This is a genomic window from Ruegeria sp. CDSA033 (genome assembly GCF_059612305.1).
Map to the genome: position 1 here is coordinate 21508 of NZ_JBXWQI010000026.1, position 13894 is coordinate 35401.

At 54.6% G+C, this 13894-nt stretch carries 12 protein-coding genes and 2 pseudogenes; 10 read left to right on the forward strand and 4 right to left on the reverse strand.

The features are described from left to right. The first annotated feature begins 8 nt into the window (after nt 1-8). The 6 genes from AC2FLA_RS20470 to AC2FLA_RS20495 all read left to right on the forward strand — a co-directional run bounded on the left by AC2FLA_RS20470 (nt 9) and on the right by AC2FLA_RS20495 (nt 7977). Nucleotides 9-1643 carry a TIGR04463 family radical SAM/SPASM RiPP maturase gene (locus AC2FLA_RS20470; protein WP_496724808.1) on the forward strand — a complete coding sequence of 545 codons (1635 nt, stop codon included), beginning with the start codon at nt 9-11 and terminating at the stop codon, nt 1641-1643. Further along, nucleotides 1640-3364 carry a type I secretion system permease/ATPase gene (locus AC2FLA_RS20475; RefSeq protein WP_496724810.1) on the forward strand — a complete coding sequence of 575 codons (1725 nt, stop codon included), beginning with the start codon at nt 1640-1642 and terminating at the stop codon, nt 3362-3364. The genes AC2FLA_RS20470 and AC2FLA_RS20475 overlap by 4 nt, the downstream gene beginning before the upstream one ends. A 1-nt stretch (nt 3365) precedes the next feature. Beyond that, nucleotides 3366-4679, forward strand: a complete 1314-nt coding sequence (locus tag AC2FLA_RS20480; protein WP_496724812.1) for an HlyD family type I secretion periplasmic adaptor subunit — start codon at nt 3366-3368, stop codon at nt 4677-4679. A 1-nt stretch (nt 4680) separates the two neighbouring features. After that, complete coding sequence (locus tag AC2FLA_RS20485) at nt 4681-4941, forward strand: hypothetical protein (RefSeq protein ID WP_496724814.1); 261 nt, start codon at nt 4681-4683, stop codon at nt 4939-4941. A gap of 33 nt (nt 4942-4974) precedes the next feature. Then, nucleotides 4975-6852: a RiPP maturation radical SAM C-methyltransferase gene (locus AC2FLA_RS20490; protein ID WP_496724816.1), complete on the forward strand. Its 1878-nt coding sequence runs from the start codon at nt 4975-4977 to the stop codon at nt 6850-6852. A gap of 462 nt (nt 6853-7314) precedes the next feature. Then, nucleotides 7315-7977, forward strand: a complete 663-nt coding sequence (locus tag AC2FLA_RS20495; RefSeq protein ID WP_496724818.1) for a Crp/Fnr family transcriptional regulator — start codon at nt 7315-7317, stop codon at nt 7975-7977. A 221-nt stretch (nt 7978-8198) separates the two neighbouring features. Here the strand turns inward: AC2FLA_RS20495 and AC2FLA_RS20500 are convergent. Next, a pseudogene (locus AC2FLA_RS20500) lies at nt 8199-8505 on the reverse strand (DDE-type integrase/transposase/recombinase); the annotation flags it as partial. 271 nt (nt 8506-8776) lie between these two features. On the opposite strand from AC2FLA_RS20500, the gene AC2FLA_RS20505 reads away from it, so the two are divergent. Beyond that, nucleotides 8777-9079, forward strand: a complete 303-nt coding sequence (locus tag AC2FLA_RS20505; protein ID WP_496724820.1) for an SH3 domain-containing protein — start codon at nt 8777-8779, stop codon at nt 9077-9079. Between the two features lie 65 nt (nt 9080-9144). On the opposite strand, the gene AC2FLA_RS20510 is transcribed toward AC2FLA_RS20505, so the two are convergent. Next, nucleotides 9145-9435 (reverse strand): DDE-type integrase/transposase/recombinase, encoded by a 291-nt coding sequence (locus AC2FLA_RS20510; RefSeq protein WP_496724822.1) that lies wholly within the window; start codon nt 9433-9435, stop codon nt 9145-9147. A 119-nt stretch (nt 9436-9554) separates the two neighbouring features. On the opposite strand from AC2FLA_RS20510, the pseudogene AC2FLA_RS20515 reads away from it, so the two are divergent. From AC2FLA_RS20515 to AC2FLA_RS20525, 3 genes and pseudogenes are all read left to right on the forward strand, one after another. Continuing rightward, nucleotides 9555-10003 (forward strand): annotated as a pseudogene (locus tag AC2FLA_RS20515) (IS6 family transposase); the annotation flags it as partial. A 298-nt stretch (nt 10004-10301) separates the two neighbouring features. Continuing rightward, nucleotides 10302-11234 (forward strand): IS5 family transposase, encoded by a 933-nt coding sequence (locus AC2FLA_RS20520; protein ID WP_496724824.1) that lies wholly within the window; start codon nt 10302-10304, stop codon nt 11232-11234. Nucleotides 11235-11416: 182 nt separating this feature from the next. Beyond that, nucleotides 11417-12115, forward strand: a complete 699-nt coding sequence (locus tag AC2FLA_RS20525) for a hypothetical protein (protein WP_496724826.1) — start codon at nt 11417-11419, stop codon at nt 12113-12115. Between the two features lie 289 nt (nt 12116-12404). Here AC2FLA_RS20525 and AC2FLA_RS20530 read toward each other — a convergent pair whose 3' ends face one another. Together AC2FLA_RS20530 and AC2FLA_RS20535 are read right to left on the reverse strand one after the other, a co-directional pair. Continuing rightward, on the reverse strand, nt 12405-12644 hold the full coding sequence (locus tag AC2FLA_RS20530) for a hypothetical protein (protein WP_496724828.1): 240 nt from the start codon (nt 12642-12644) through the stop codon (nt 12405-12407). Between the two features lie 103 nt (nt 12645-12747). Then, entirely contained in the window at nt 12748-13143 is a 396-nt protein-coding gene (locus AC2FLA_RS20535; RefSeq protein ID WP_496724830.1) for a DUF1348 family protein, read from the reverse strand. Between the last annotated feature and the right edge of the window lie 751 nt (nt 13144-13894).

Here is a 13894-nt window from a genome sequence, read left to right on the forward strand (position 1 = left end):
GGAAACAGATGCACACGGTCAAACCCGCCAGAGAAGCCGCCACACTCAAGGCCTCTCGTTTCAATGTCATTGTGCCTCTGCGCAACGGAAAGGCACTGCTATACAACACGTTGTACCAGGGGTTGACCTGCCTGGCCCCCGAACAGATCGAAGAATACCAGGCCCTTGAAAGCAATGCCTTTGCCGGATCATCCGGCCAGGCGCTGGCCCTCAGTTCGCAAGGTTTTGCGGTGCCCATGCTCAAGGACGAGCTGCTGGATACGCAAAAGCTGTATGGTCAGACCCGGCTGGACGAATCTCATCTGCAGCTGGTCATCGCCCCGACATTGGGCTGCAACTTCGCCTGTGACTATTGTTATCAGGGGCTAAATAAAAAACACGGCAAGATGACCGAAGACACCCGCCAGAAGGTTGTCGAATTTATTGATTCACACCAAGGCAAGCTAAAATCGGTCGAGATCCATTGGTATGGCGGCGAGCCACTCAATGACCGCCAGTCGATCTATGCGCTGTCGGATTCGATAATCGAATACTGCGTCAGCCGCGGGTTGCGGTATTTCGCGTCGATGGTCACCAACGGATACCAGCTGACCGGCGATGTCGCGGTTGAGATTGAAAAACGCGGGCTGAGCTGGGCGCAAGTCACGATTGACGGGGCCAAAGCCATACACGACACCCGCCGAGTGCTACTGTCGGGCCGCGGAACGTATGATCGCATTATAGCCAACCTCAAAGAAATCGTTGACCGCACTAACCTGAAAATCTCACTGCGTTGCAACGTCGACAATCGCAATATCGACGAAGCCTATGCGCTGGTTGACGATCTGGCCGAGCAGGGGTTCTCAAACTCGAACGTCACCATCTATTTTGCGCCGGTCCAGACGATGACCGAGGAATGCAGTTCCATCAACGAATTCGTCGAGAACAAGTATTCCTATGCGCGTAAAGAGCTGGCGCTGATGCGCTATGCCTCTGAAAAGGGATTGCTCAAGTTTGATCTGCCTGGCGTGTTCAATTCGATCTGCGTGGGCGTCAAGCAAAATGGGTGGGTGATTGATCCGTCTGGCAATTTCCAGAAATGCTTTGACACGGTTCAGCGCGAAGATCTGCGTGTTGGCGATCTGGATCAGAGCAAGGACGAAATGGCCGACAATCCTTATCTGATGATGTGGCGGAGTTGGACACCGTTTCAGTTGCCGACCTGCCGCGATTGCAAGTTGTTGCCAAGTTGCGGGGGGTCTTGTGCGTATAAGTTCCTGCACCGCGACAAAACCGAGGGCGACGACACCCAGCTGCCGTGCCCCAGCATAAAATTCTCGTTGGCGGAACGGTTGTTCGAAGTCGCGCTGGACCGTCAACTTGTCACCCGGGATGATTGGGATGACGACCTCAGCCGCACGACGATGGACATGATGGGCGCGGCCTATACACGGGAACGCCTGGATGATGCGATCGGCGCGATTGACGGAGCCCTGCAAGAGTTCGAGTCGCGAGCCGACAGAATGGCGACTAAAGCGCGGGAAGATCAGATACCCGATAGTGTCTATGCCAAGCTGAATCGCACTCGCGAAGATTATATCGACATCGCCAAGCGCCGCGCCAATACGGCCCGGTCGGCACGGGGATTGCTGAACTCCAAATGATGGGGCTTGTTGCAAATTCGACTACGCCCGGGCGCAAGGATCCTGTGGCAGATGCCCTGCGGTCGTGCCGATCGGCCTTTTTCTCGATGGGGATTGTCAGTTGCGTGATCAACATTCTGACACTGACCGCACCCCTGTTCATGATGCAGGTCTCGGACCGGGTTTTATCCAGCCAAAGTGTGCCCACATTGATGGTCATCGGTGTGCTGGCCCTTGGTCTGTATCTGTTCTTCGGCTTTCTCGATTACATCCGCACCCGCGTTCTGGGCCGGATCGGGATCAGTATTGATGCGCAATTGTCTGGCCAGACCTTCGAGATCTGCACGCTGCTGCCAACGAAACTGGGCAAAAACGAGCAGTCTCAGAACCCGATGCGTGATCTGGAGGTTGTGCGCCAGTTCCTGTCCGGGCCGGGACCGTCGGCCCTGTTCGACATACCCTGGATGCCCTTCTACATGGGCATCGTTTACCTGTTTCACCCGGTGCTGGGCATCATGGCAGCCTGCGGGGCGGCCTGCATTGCCGTTTTCATCTTTCTCAATGAATACTCAGCCAAGCGGCCAATGGCGGAACTGGGACAGGCAATCAATGACCGGGCGCGGTTTCTTGAAGAATGCCGTCAGGCCGCCGAGGCCGTCCGCGCCATGGGCATGGTCCATGGTCTGCGGCGCAAATGGTCGGATGACAATGTCAGCTATCTGACCAAGCAGTTGCGCAGCTATGATTTGGCCAATCTGTTCAACTCGCTGATCAAGACATTTCGGTTCATCATGCAATCGGCCATCCTGGCGGGCGGTGCGTGGCTTGTCATTCAAGGCAGCGCGACCGCAGGGGTGATGATTGCCGCGGCCATCATTTCATCGCGGGCGTTGGCACCTGTCGAGCAGGCCGTGGGCTGTTGGCGCGGGTTTGTTTCGGCCCGGCACAGTCTGCGCAACCTGCGGGAAACATCAGGCAAATGGACTGCCGATATTGTCGAAACCAAACTGCCGCTGCCCAACAAGCAGATCACTGTGCAAAGTCTGGCAACGGCTCCAGTCGAGCTGAAAAGACCTTTTGTCCAGAACATTTCGTTCGAATTGCAGGCAGGGCAGGCGCTGGGGGTCATTGGACAATCGGGGTCGGGGAAAACCTCGATGGTGCGTGCGATCCTTGGGGTCAACCCGATCATGGCCGGAAGCGTGCGGTTCGATAACGCCGAGTTGGGCCAGTGGTCAGAAGATGTACGTGGAGAATTCATTGGATATCTGCCGCAGGAAGTTCAGCTGCTGGACGGGACCGTGGCTCAGAATATCAGCCGGTTTGATTCCAGTGCCCGGTCCGAAGACATCATCAGGGCGGCGCGTTTGGCCGGAACGCATGAGATGATCGTGAATTTTGCTGGTGGGTACGACACGCGGGTGGGTGAGCACGGCCACTTCCTGTCCGGGGGTCAAAGGCAACGGATCGGATTGGCGCGTGCTTTGTTCGGCAACCCCTTCGTTCTGATCATGGATGAGCCGAACTCGAACCTGGATGCCGAAGGCGAGGCAGCCCTGGCACAAGCGATTCAGCAACTCAAGGCGCAGGGATCGGTGGTCATTGTGATCGCACATCGCGTCGCGGCCCTGTCCACTGCTGACAAGATCATGGTGATGGAAAACGGGATGTGCAAGGCGATCGGGCCAAAGGACGAAATGCTTAAGAAATTGATGGTCCCCGTGACCAGAAAGGCAAGTTGATATGGAGCCGGATCAGCTTCGCGACGTTTTGCGTAAGGCAATACGCCGACATATCTGGTTGTCGCAGTTTGCCCTGTTCGGGTTGCTTGGGGCGGTCATCATCTGGGCGTCGGTGACCAAGATTACCGGCGCGATCATTTCGCCCGGACAGGTCGTTCTGGAAGGCCGCAACAAGGTCGTTCAGCACCCGGATGGGGGTGTGATCTCAAGAATTCACGTGGAAAACGGTGATCTTGTGTCCAAAGGACAGATGCTGTTGCAACTGGATGCGCGCATGATCAAGGCCAACCTGGAGTTCGCCCGCAGCCAGTATTTCGAACTGCTGATTGAACAGGCGCGCATCACCACCGAGCTGTCGGGAAAGGCCGAAATCAAATTGTCGCCCGGGTTGGCGGGATTTTCCTCGGACCCGGCGTTTGTTGATATCTTGAACCAGCATCAAACGGTGCTGACCACCCGCCATGCGGCGCGCGCACGTGCCCATGATCGTCTGAAACTCCAGATTGCCCAGTTGCAGTCCAGCCTGTCGGGGCTGTGTCTGCAGGCGGATTCGCGCCAGAGTGAAGAGACAATTGTCTCGGCCAGATTGCAGGATATGGAAATCCTGTTCGAAAAAAAGCTGACATCTTCGACGAACCGGTCTCTGGCGCAGCGTGAACATGTCCGCATGCAAGGATTGCTGGGCGCGACACGGTCGGAAATTTCTCGGGTCCAGCATCAGTTGAAGGAACGCCAGCTTGAGCTTGCCAGCATCTGGCCCGATGCCGAGGCCGAGATGATCGAGCGGTTGCGCGGGATACGAGGCGAGATCGAGGCAGCGCGCCTGGACATCCTGCGCAACCAAGAGCTTTTGTCCCGTGTCGATATCCGCGCGCCCAAAAGTGGCATCATCCATGATATCAGCGTCAACACGATCGGAGGGGTTGTGAGCCCTGTCGATCCGATCATGGAAATCTTGCCTGTCGAGGATAATCTTGTCCTCGAAGTGCGTGTCCGGCCGCTGGATATCGATAAGATTTATCCCGGCCAGCCTGTCTCGATCCAGTTTCCCGGCTTGAATATGCGCACCTCGCCGCGCCTGCGTGCTGAGCTTGTCTTTATTTCAGGCGATCTGGTGACAGATGCCGCGACCGGAGACCGGTACTATCTGGCGCGGGCCCATTTGATGCCGTCCGAGTTGGACCGCATTGACGGGGTGGCCCTGCAGCCGGGAATGCCAGCGCTGGCCTTTATCGAAACGCAGCAACGACGGGTTCTGACCTATCTGGTGGACCCTCTCATGAACCAAATCGAACTTGCCTTGAAGGAGGAATGATATGAGCAGCAAGACACGGTTTTACGTAGATGGCGTCAATGACGTCTCATTTATCAACGGGATGGTGCATATCACCTGCGGAAATCTCGAACGCACCACTGACAAGGAGGCCCAGCCCGAGTCGGTTGACGGTGTTGGGCTGGCCCTGTCCGTTCAGGGTTTCCTTCAAAGCCTTCAGCAGATGAACGCGATGGTCGCCGTGATGCGGGAAAAGGGCATCCTCCGCGACAAAGCAGAACCTCAAACGGAAGCTGCGGAGTAAACCAGAGCCCAACAGGCCGGAGGCACCGACATCATGCTGGATGCTAACCATCAGAACAATTGTCAGTCGGGTTCCATACCCGGCCAAATGACTGTCGACAGCGTGATTGTCGTGATGCCCTTCGGCACTTTGGAGCGGCCTTCCATGGCCGCTTCGATGATACAGGGAAAGCTGCGGGCTGCGGGGCACAAATGCCATGTGGACTATGCCGCGCTGCGGTTTGCTGATCTGATCGGCATTGCCCCGTATGACTTCTTTTCCCGCCGAACCGAAGTCACTGACCTGATCGGTGAATGGATATTTTCCGAGGCCGCCTTTGGTCGAACAGAGAATGGTGAGCGGTTTCTGGAAGATTACGTGGTGAAGCAGCCCAAATCGTACAGTCTGCTGCAGCGGGCGTTCAACTGCCAGACGCTGCCCCAGTTGCAGGCCGCTTTGGATCAGGTTCGGGCGCAGGCACGGGCGTTTGTGGACGAAACCGCCGCGCAGATACTAACGATGAAGCCATCTATTGTGGCGGCCACCACGATCTTTCAGCAAAACACCGCATCAATTGCGCTGCTGAAGCGGATAAAGGCAATGGCGCCAGAGGTCCGCACCGTATTGGGCGGGGCGAATTGCGAAGAACCGATGGGCTCGGCGCTGGAAAAAATCTGTCCCTGGATAGATATCGTGCACAAAGGCCGGTCCGAGGGACATCTGGATCGCATCTTTGCCACCAGCCGTCCGATGGAGGCCGACCAGCAAAAGACTTATCCCGATTTCGATGATTATTTCGATCAGTTGCGACGGGCCAAAGTGCGCGCCAACATTCGAACAGCTCTGCCGATCGAGATGTCGACCGGATGCTGGTACGGAGAAAAAGCGCATTGCACCTTTTGTGGTCTCAATGGGACGACCATGCGGTTCCAGGCGCGTGACGCAGACGATGTTCTGGATGAGATCAATCATCAGATTGACCGCTATGGTCAGCGCAAGTTCATGGCTGTCGACAACATCATAGCGCTTCAATACTTCAAGACTTTGTTGCCTCGTATCATTGAGGACGACCTTCGTTTGAATATGTTTGTCGAAACAAAGGCCAATCTGAAACAGTGGCAGATCGACATGCTGGCCAAGGCAGGGTTTGACTGGCTGCAGCCGGGAATTGAATCGCTGCACAATGACAAGCTTCGACGCTTTCGAAAGGGAACAGACCAGAAAACCAATATTGCGCTACTTAAGATGTCGATGGAGCAGGGGCTTGTTGCTAGCTGGCTGATGTTGGTGAATGATCCCGGTGAACGGGACGAAGAATACTGGGAAATGGCATCACTGTTCCCAAAGCTCACGCATCTGATTCCGCCGGCAAACATCGTGCGCATCCGCTTTGATCGCTACAGCCCGTTTCACTTTCAATCCGACGACTTTGGCTTGCGCCTGCAACCGTTCCATGCCTATCGCTACGTTTATCCCGAACATGCAAACCTTGAGGATCTGGCCTATTACTTCGAGGATTACGGGTATGAGCGGATTGATTGGCAGGCCCCGCCGATGCGCGCGCTGCAACAGGCGTTCATGGCTTGGACGAACGCCTTTTACGGAGTCCAGGACGGCTCACCCAAAAAATTGCGGGCGCACACGCAACTGACGCTATTGCGAGACCAGGGCGTCATAACGGATACACGCATTCCGTCGGCGCCCAGGAACTATCGGGTCGGTCCGCAGGTGATCAAAGTGCTGGACGCCCTTCATCTGGGTATGACATGCGAAGCATTCCACAATGCTCTCGAAGATTTTGATCTGGCACCCCTGATTAAGGCGGACCTGGTGATCGAAACAGGGGGTCACTACCTGTCGTTGGTATTGAATCCACCCGCCCGCGAACTACCGGACTTTGAGGATTTTCCCTGCGGTATGATCAAAATCTGAACCTGCAGCCAAAATGTGAAATTTATTTGACCCCACGTCAATTTTGAGTGCTGTACGGCATAGCGTAAATCCCGCGAATCCGGTTTTTGTGAGTGCGTGGCAGGTTACTGACTCAGTGTTCGAAAAAACTGACCGTTGTAGCTCATTCCTGACGTTTTAACGCCGGGGGTGAAACAATCGGTCACCCGATCGTCACTGAAAGACAAGCAACGTTATTTGTTTGGCGCCGGTTGAATTGCTACAAAAATAGGTGTCCCGGTGTATCCGTCCGGGGCTGTTCTGGGGAGAACAACACCTGATTGGTCACGTTGACCGGTCAGCTTGAGAGCGTGACGCGCGGAGGGTCAAATGTACATGGCGCATATGCAGCCAGGAATCTCCTTGAACAGTGCAATTCCTCAGGAAAATCAGGCACATGAGTGGTCTAAAATCTCGGTATTCCTGTCCTCTCAGGATACTGTAGTGCGACACCAATTGGTCGCCGCCAGCGCAGAGCGGCGTTATCGTAAGGGGGAAGCAATCTACTTTCAGGAAGATGAGGCGAACTACCTTTACTTTCTGGCCGATGGTTATGTCCGACTGAGCAGCCTGACACGGAACAGTTCCGAGTTTACCTATGCTATTCTGCGCCCCGGTGACACGTTTGGTGAGTTGGGCGTATTCCAAAAAAGCCAATATGCAGGCACCGCAACTGCGCTGAATTCTGTCACTGTCTATCGTATTCGCAGAGATGTTCTGAACATGCTCAGCCGCTCGAACATGTCGACCTGCCAGGCTCTGAGCGATCTGGTCGCGGAAAGGTTCCGAACATTCGTTGACGCCACGCGGTGTCTGACGATGAACAGCCTGTCGGCGCGCCTTGCAGAAGCTTTGTTGCGCGTTGCCAGTCAGATCGGCGAGCCGATCTCGATCGACGGACGGCAGGCGATCAGGATCGGGGCGTTTGTAACGCAATCCGATATCGGAAGCATGGTCCGCAGTACCCGCAGCAACGTGAATCGATGCCTGAAAGAGTGGGAGCGCGCCGACGCAATCCGAATTCAGGATCGCTCGATCATCATTCTGAATGCATCCTTCCTCGAGCGGCTTCACGAAATGGAGTACGGTGCCGTTTTAAGACCTTGAGTTTCGGGGCGCTATCTATGGATTTCTGAGGCGGGTATCGCCAAATTGGCAAATGACAGCCATGCAAACCAGTTTGCCGCTGGATCAGACTGCCACTTCTACGGTGTAGTCCGCCCATAGGTTGGAGGCATCGGATTGGGTTTGGCGGTCGTGAGAGGCGGAGAATCTGTGGCGACGTGGTCGAAAGATCAAGTTGACCCACCAAACCGGGTGTCCAATCTGCGCTAGAAACGCCTTGCCGCTTTCGCATTCCGACGTGGCTGGATCAGAATTTCGAGCATGTTCCCGTCTGCATCGGTTGCACGCCAAAGCGATACGGATCGTGATCACTACTTCGTCCACATGCCATTTGTCATTCGTTCACGGCCTGTTCTGCCGGATACAATCCGCAAAGTGCCGACCAAAACGATTAACCCAAAGTCGGATCGACTCCCGGTTAACATCTATGCCTCGTTCGGCGAGCAAGTCTTCGACGTCAGCCGCGCCGAGGGCGAAATGATGATAAGCCCAGACGGTGTAAGCGATGATCTAATGAGGAAATCGAATACCCTTCAGGCGTGGTATGTCGGTCGGACTCTTCATCCAGAGCGGATAACGCGAGAAGAACACTTAGGCAACTTGGCGATACCCATCTAGTCGATCATCGGGATCGCGCGAATTTCTTACAACGGCAAAAATCACTGGACGCGACAGTCATCTCCTTGAGAATTGGCAACTCCCACATTTCTGTCTTGGAGTTGTTCCTCTTTTTGACCTGAATTGCTAAGATTGTAGTTGAGGCAACAAGCAGGACATCGCAATGCGCAATGCAGTCTTCTTACCCCTAGCGGCATTGTTCCTAGGAGCCATCATGAACGTTGAACCGGCAGCTGCCGCCTCACTCGGACGATACGAGGTATTTGGCGTCGAAGACGGTGACATGCTGAAAATGCGTGGTGGACCTGGAATAGGCTACATTGTGATTGTTGGCCTTCCAAATGGAACCGCCCTACGAGTTCACAGTTGCGAACAAACCGGTGGCACCCGATGGTGCCGCGTTTCTTTGGAGCGTGCACGTGGACTCAAGGGATATGTCTCTTGGGCATACTTGCGAAAAATTTGATACACTGGTGAGGTTTTGTCGCAAACTTTTGCTCATCCAAAGAGTACCCACTCGACCGGACACAGTTATCCAGAGAGAGCGGCAAACTGCGCAGATCTACCGCCCTCCACTTTGAACTGTTTCTTGCGGATCATGTGCGGAACTTCGATGGCTGCTAGCGTTACCGATGCCGAGGCGAAGGCTTTGTAGCCAAGCATCCTGCGGGTTCGTCTTTTGACGACCCGATGATCCTGTTCGACGATATCGTTTTCTGGCCGCCCGGTCGACTTGCCCGGTTGCGCTGCGAGCGCGAATCCGTAGTTGTCGTGTGGTCCGCTGGCTCTATTGGTTGCTAACCATGGAGAGGAGTCCGTCATGAAGGTTATTGCGCATGATGTGTATCGTACCTTTGATTAGGTGGCGATCCTGGAGAAAGGCAATACCTAGGTGGTCGATACTGGACCAATCTCATCGAGAGTTACTGTTCAATTAAAGAACCTACATCAAAGTGAAAGGGGCGTGGGTTTACCTCTACCGGGCGGTCGACAAGCACGGCAAGACCCCTGATTTCATGCTTTCACGACGTCGAAACAAGCCTGCAGCCACAAGGTTCTTCGGCCGGATGTTGGAGACAAACCGATTGCCGAGGAAGGTTGTGATCGATAAGTGCGGCGCCAACACCGCAGGCATCTAGGCAATCAACACGATGCTCAAAGTCTATGGCTGCCCGATCCCAATTGAGATGGTGAGGCGGAAATACTTGAACAATACTGTGGAACAGGACCACCGTTCCTCCAAGCGGCGCACGCGGCCATGTTGGGGTTCAAAGCCTTCGCCTCGGCATCGGTAACGCTAGCAGCCATCGAAGTCGCTCACATGATCAGTAAAGGTCAGTTCACACCCAGACTCTGTCCGTTTCGGCAGTTCGCCGAGCTCGCCACCTAGTTCACAAGCGATGGCTGAAATAGCTCGTCGTTCTCTAAACTCTGCAACAGAACCCAACCACGAGAGCCTGAACAACGTCACACCCGCTGATGTCTACTTCGGTCGGGACAAAACCATTCTACTGGAAAGAGAAAGGATCAAACGACAGACGCTCGAAGCACGGCGCTTGCATCACAGCCAACGCGCCGCATAATCAAACCAACCAGATGAGCCAAACTCTCTCTTAGCTTAGGCCGGGCTTTGTTGCACAAATGGCATGAGGGATTCACTGTTTGATTCCAGCATGATAGCTGGGGCCATGAGTAGTTGGGCGCGAACGAAGTATGAGACCAGGAACTGGTCACCCTACAACACCGCATTGAAGCAGCGCGGGTCGCTGTCTGTCTGGTTTGACCCGGATAAGGATTGGAAGCCTCGGCCAAACGGCAAACGGGGTCGGCAGCAGCGTTTCAGCGATGCCGCGATCCAGACCTGTCTGACGATGAAGGTGTTGTTTGGTTTGCCACTTCGACAAACGACCGGGTTCGTCGAAAGCCTGTTACGTCTGGCGGGACTGGATTGGGCGGTGCCGGACTTCAGCACTCTTTGCCGCCGCCAGAAGACACTGAACGTGAACTTGCCATATCGTGGTGGCGGCGGACCATTGAACCTCCTCATCGACAGTACAGGCATCAAGGCGGAGGGCGAAGGTGAGTGGAATGCTCGCAAACATGGCGGCTCGAAACGCCGGATATGGCGCAAGATACATATTGGGGTCGACGAGGAAACGCTGGAAGTACGGGCGGTGGAAGTCACGACAAGTAATGTCGGCGATGCTCCCATGCTGCCCGAGTTGCTGATCCAAATCCCACCCGACCAGGACATCGGCAGCGTCACGGCTGATGGCGCCTATGACACCCGAAAGTGCCATGACGCAATTGCCGCCCGCGACGCTCATGCCGTCATACCACCTCGTAAGAATGCCAAACCTTGGAAGCCTACGAGCGCGGGAGCCACCGCCCGAAACGAAGCAGTGCGAGCGTCACGATACTTGGGCAAGGCGTTGTGGCGGCGGCTGACAGGATACCACCGCCGGAGCCGCGTTGAGAGTAAGATGCATTGTGTGAAACTGATGGGCCAGAGCCTCATGGCACGGGACTTTGACCGGCAGGTCGCAGAGATCCAAATCCGCATCGCCGTTCTCAACCGTTACACCGCTCTTGGCATACCTCTAACAGAGGCCGTAGCATAGGTCCGTCCAGGGTAAGGGGAAGTCCGGCCCTCAGCCGATTTGTGCAACAAAGCCGTCGGTCATGCTCGACCGGCTGTCGTGAATGGCGCTGGCACCACAGTGTCATACATCTGTTACTCGGATGGACCCGATTGTCACATACGGCTAGCATCAGTGATCACACAGCACGAAGGGAGACACACATGTCGAAGTTCACCAAACGAAAAACTGCCCACGGGGTTGTTGCACTCCTAATCTGCTGTATCGCGGCGACCGCACAGGCGCAATCGGCAGGCGAGGAGATGTCGTTCTTCATAACTAGTGTGGGCAAGGGCGACGGTGCCAACTTAGGTGGCCTCGAAGGCGCCGATGCTCATTGCAATGCGCTTGCCTCCGCGACCGGTGCTTCCAAGACTTTCGCGGCCTATCTGAGCACCTCAATGTCCATTGATCGCAGCACCGACCCGATGACAATCACCAATGGCGTTTCTGCACGCGACCGGATCGGATCGGGTCCGTGGCATAATGCCGATGGAGAGCTCATCGCCAACAATGTTGAGGACCTGCACAGCGACAGCGTGAATATTAACCTTCAGACCGCGCTCGACGAAAATGGTAACCCTGTCAATGGGCGTGGCAGTCAGCCGAACAAACATGACATTTTGACGGGCTCCGATTCCGCCGGACATTTCTCAACGGCAGGAGGCGATACGACATGCAGCAACTGGACTTCGAATAGTGAAGATGGGTCTGCGATTGTCGGACACCATGACCGTGTAGGTCTCAATGATGCCCGAAATATGTTGTCCTGGAACTCATCGCACGGTTCGCGCGGTTGCGGTGAGGAACATCTGCCACGTTCCGGCGGGGCAGGTTTGTTTTACTGCTTCGCAACTGACTAATCGGGCAACATTGGTACGCGTGTCGCCCGTATTGAACCTGATATTGCCAAGTCAGTTCTGGGGATTGCGCTGTGGGCGTGGGCTTTGGGCGGAATCAGTCTAAATGCCGCTTCCTTGCGGGTTTACTAAATTGCAATGCTTGGCTGAGAAGGACCGCTTGGGGCGGACTGCGGCCCTTTGAAGTAAGAATGCGGATGGCCGCAAAGTCCGCAGAGCGAACCTTGGCTCCCTATTGTGAACTACCAATGACCCGCCCAGCAGGCATCGGCGCAAGCTCCTAGTTTTCCAACTACTTTCGGTCGCCAAACTTATTACTCATAAAATGCAAAAGTAAGACTACCACTGTCACAGCCCAAGCCACCCATGCCCAACTAAAGATGTAAACAAACAGTTCTTTATCATCTGCAAAGAAATCGAGTCCAAAATGCCAGGCCATCATCAGGCCCATCTGCATGGCAATTATCAACGAACATACGAGCAACAAGTAGAAGACCGGCCACCTATTAAGTATAGCTGAAAGCTTCTTCATGGCCGTCGCTCCTATTTGTTGACTTTCAAATGTCTGCTGTGAGCCCAGAGCGGACCTAAGTCACAAGCGCAGCGTTCAGAACGTTTGGAGAGCTAACATACCGTCATGTTCCCGCAACTTGGCGTTCGTAATCCGCACCATCATACCAACCGAGCGACTTGATCACGTTTAGATTGTCATCCAAGTCCCATTCTTCCCAACCAGAAAAGCGAACACGGTTTCCAGTCTTTTTAGAGTGACCTTCGAACGTCCATGCGTAAACCATATGATGATCTGCGACGAGAACCGTGTCGAGGCTAAGAACGAGGTCGGGAAAGTCAGCCATGAAACCTGCCACCATATCGCCAATTTGGGATCGGCTCGCCATTGGGTCACCACCGTTCATGATCATGGTTGCTTGCTCTGCATAACGGCCAGCAACAACGTCAGGCGTTTGGTTCGTCCACGCATCGCAATGGCTTTGGGCCATGCTACGGGCTGTGTGCACATCGGGTGTCATCAAAAAATCCTACTAAACCGCCAAACAGTATAATTTCAGAAACGTTAATTGGACATTCGCGTGCAATCAAGATTGCATCTCTGAGCGTTTCACCGAAGACAGCTTTGTCCGCAAAGCCGACATCGGGCGCTCCTTATTGTTGACTTCGAATGTCTGCTACGAACCCATACCTACCGCCCCAACTATAGGCAGTTGGGATGATAGTGCCCTTGTTCTTCCGATATGATTCCGCCTTCGGCGACCCACGAGATGCCCCAGAGAGGGCTACAAACAACACTGACCCGCTGGAAGGATGCGTAAGCTTGCCCCTCAGAAACTTCGAAACCGTATTCAATCAATTGCGAGCTGAGCGCGTCCTCATTGAGAGGGGTCGGAAATTGTTTGGCTACTCTTCTGTTGAACTCATGTCTCGCATCATCGGTGGTTTGCGGTAGGTCTCGAGCAATATCGGGAGTGGGTCTCAGGATTTCATCGGCTACAAAGACTGCAACTATTGCCGTAAGGGGAACAAGAACTGCAGCGATTCCAATCCACATCATTGTTTTTAGAACGCGTCGCACCCTGACCTCCTTATTGTTGACTTCAAATGTCCGCTCTGAGCCCTTACCTGCCCTAAATTACACCTCGGTCTTTCGCACATGCAGCAGGTCGCGAACCCACGTAAACCGGACCGCCTTAGGGTCAGGACTCATAGCCAATAGATAACGAGTGCTGCGAGGGCGATTGCTGACAGGAAGACCTTCGGGCACCT

Bases quoted from the DNA above. Each gene is read 5' to 3' on its own strand.
- AC2FLA_RS20510 (WP_496724822.1), bottom strand. From the start codon at position 9,435: ATGACGGACTCCTCTCCATGGTTAGCAACCAATAGAGCCAGCGGACCA.
- AC2FLA_RS20530 (WP_496724828.1), bottom strand. From the start codon at position 12,644: ATGAAGAAGCTTTCAGCTATACTTAATAGGTGGCCGGTCTTCTACTTG.
- AC2FLA_RS20485 (WP_496724814.1), top strand. From the start codon at position 4,681: ATGAGCAGCAAGACACGGTTTTACGTAGATGGCGTCAATGACGTCTCA.
- AC2FLA_RS20535 (WP_496724830.1), bottom strand. From the start codon at position 13,143: ATGACACCCGATGTGCACACAGCCCGTAGCATGGCCCAAAGCCATTGC.
- AC2FLA_RS20480 (WP_496724812.1), top strand. From the start codon at position 3,366: ATGGAGCCGGATCAGCTTCGCGACGTTTTGCGTAAGGCAATACGCCGA.
- AC2FLA_RS20475 (WP_496724810.1), top strand. From the start codon at position 1,640: ATGATGGGGCTTGTTGCAAATTCGACTACGCCCGGGCGCAAGGATCCT.
- AC2FLA_RS20470 (WP_496724808.1), top strand. From the start codon at position 9: ATGCACACGGTCAAACCCGCCAGAGAAGCCGCCACACTCAAGGCCTCT.
- AC2FLA_RS20490 (WP_496724816.1), top strand. From the start codon at position 4,975: ATGCTGGATGCTAACCATCAGAACAATTGTCAGTCGGGTTCCATACCC.
- AC2FLA_RS20525 (WP_496724826.1), top strand. From the start codon at position 11,417: ATGTCGAAGTTCACCAAACGAAAAACTGCCCACGGGGTTGTTGCACTC.
- AC2FLA_RS20520 (WP_496724824.1), top strand. From the start codon at position 10,302: ATGAGTAGTTGGGCGCGAACGAAGTATGAGACCAGGAACTGGTCACCC.
- AC2FLA_RS20505 (WP_496724820.1), top strand. From the start codon at position 8,777: ATGCGCAATGCAGTCTTCTTACCCCTAGCGGCATTGTTCCTAGGAGCC.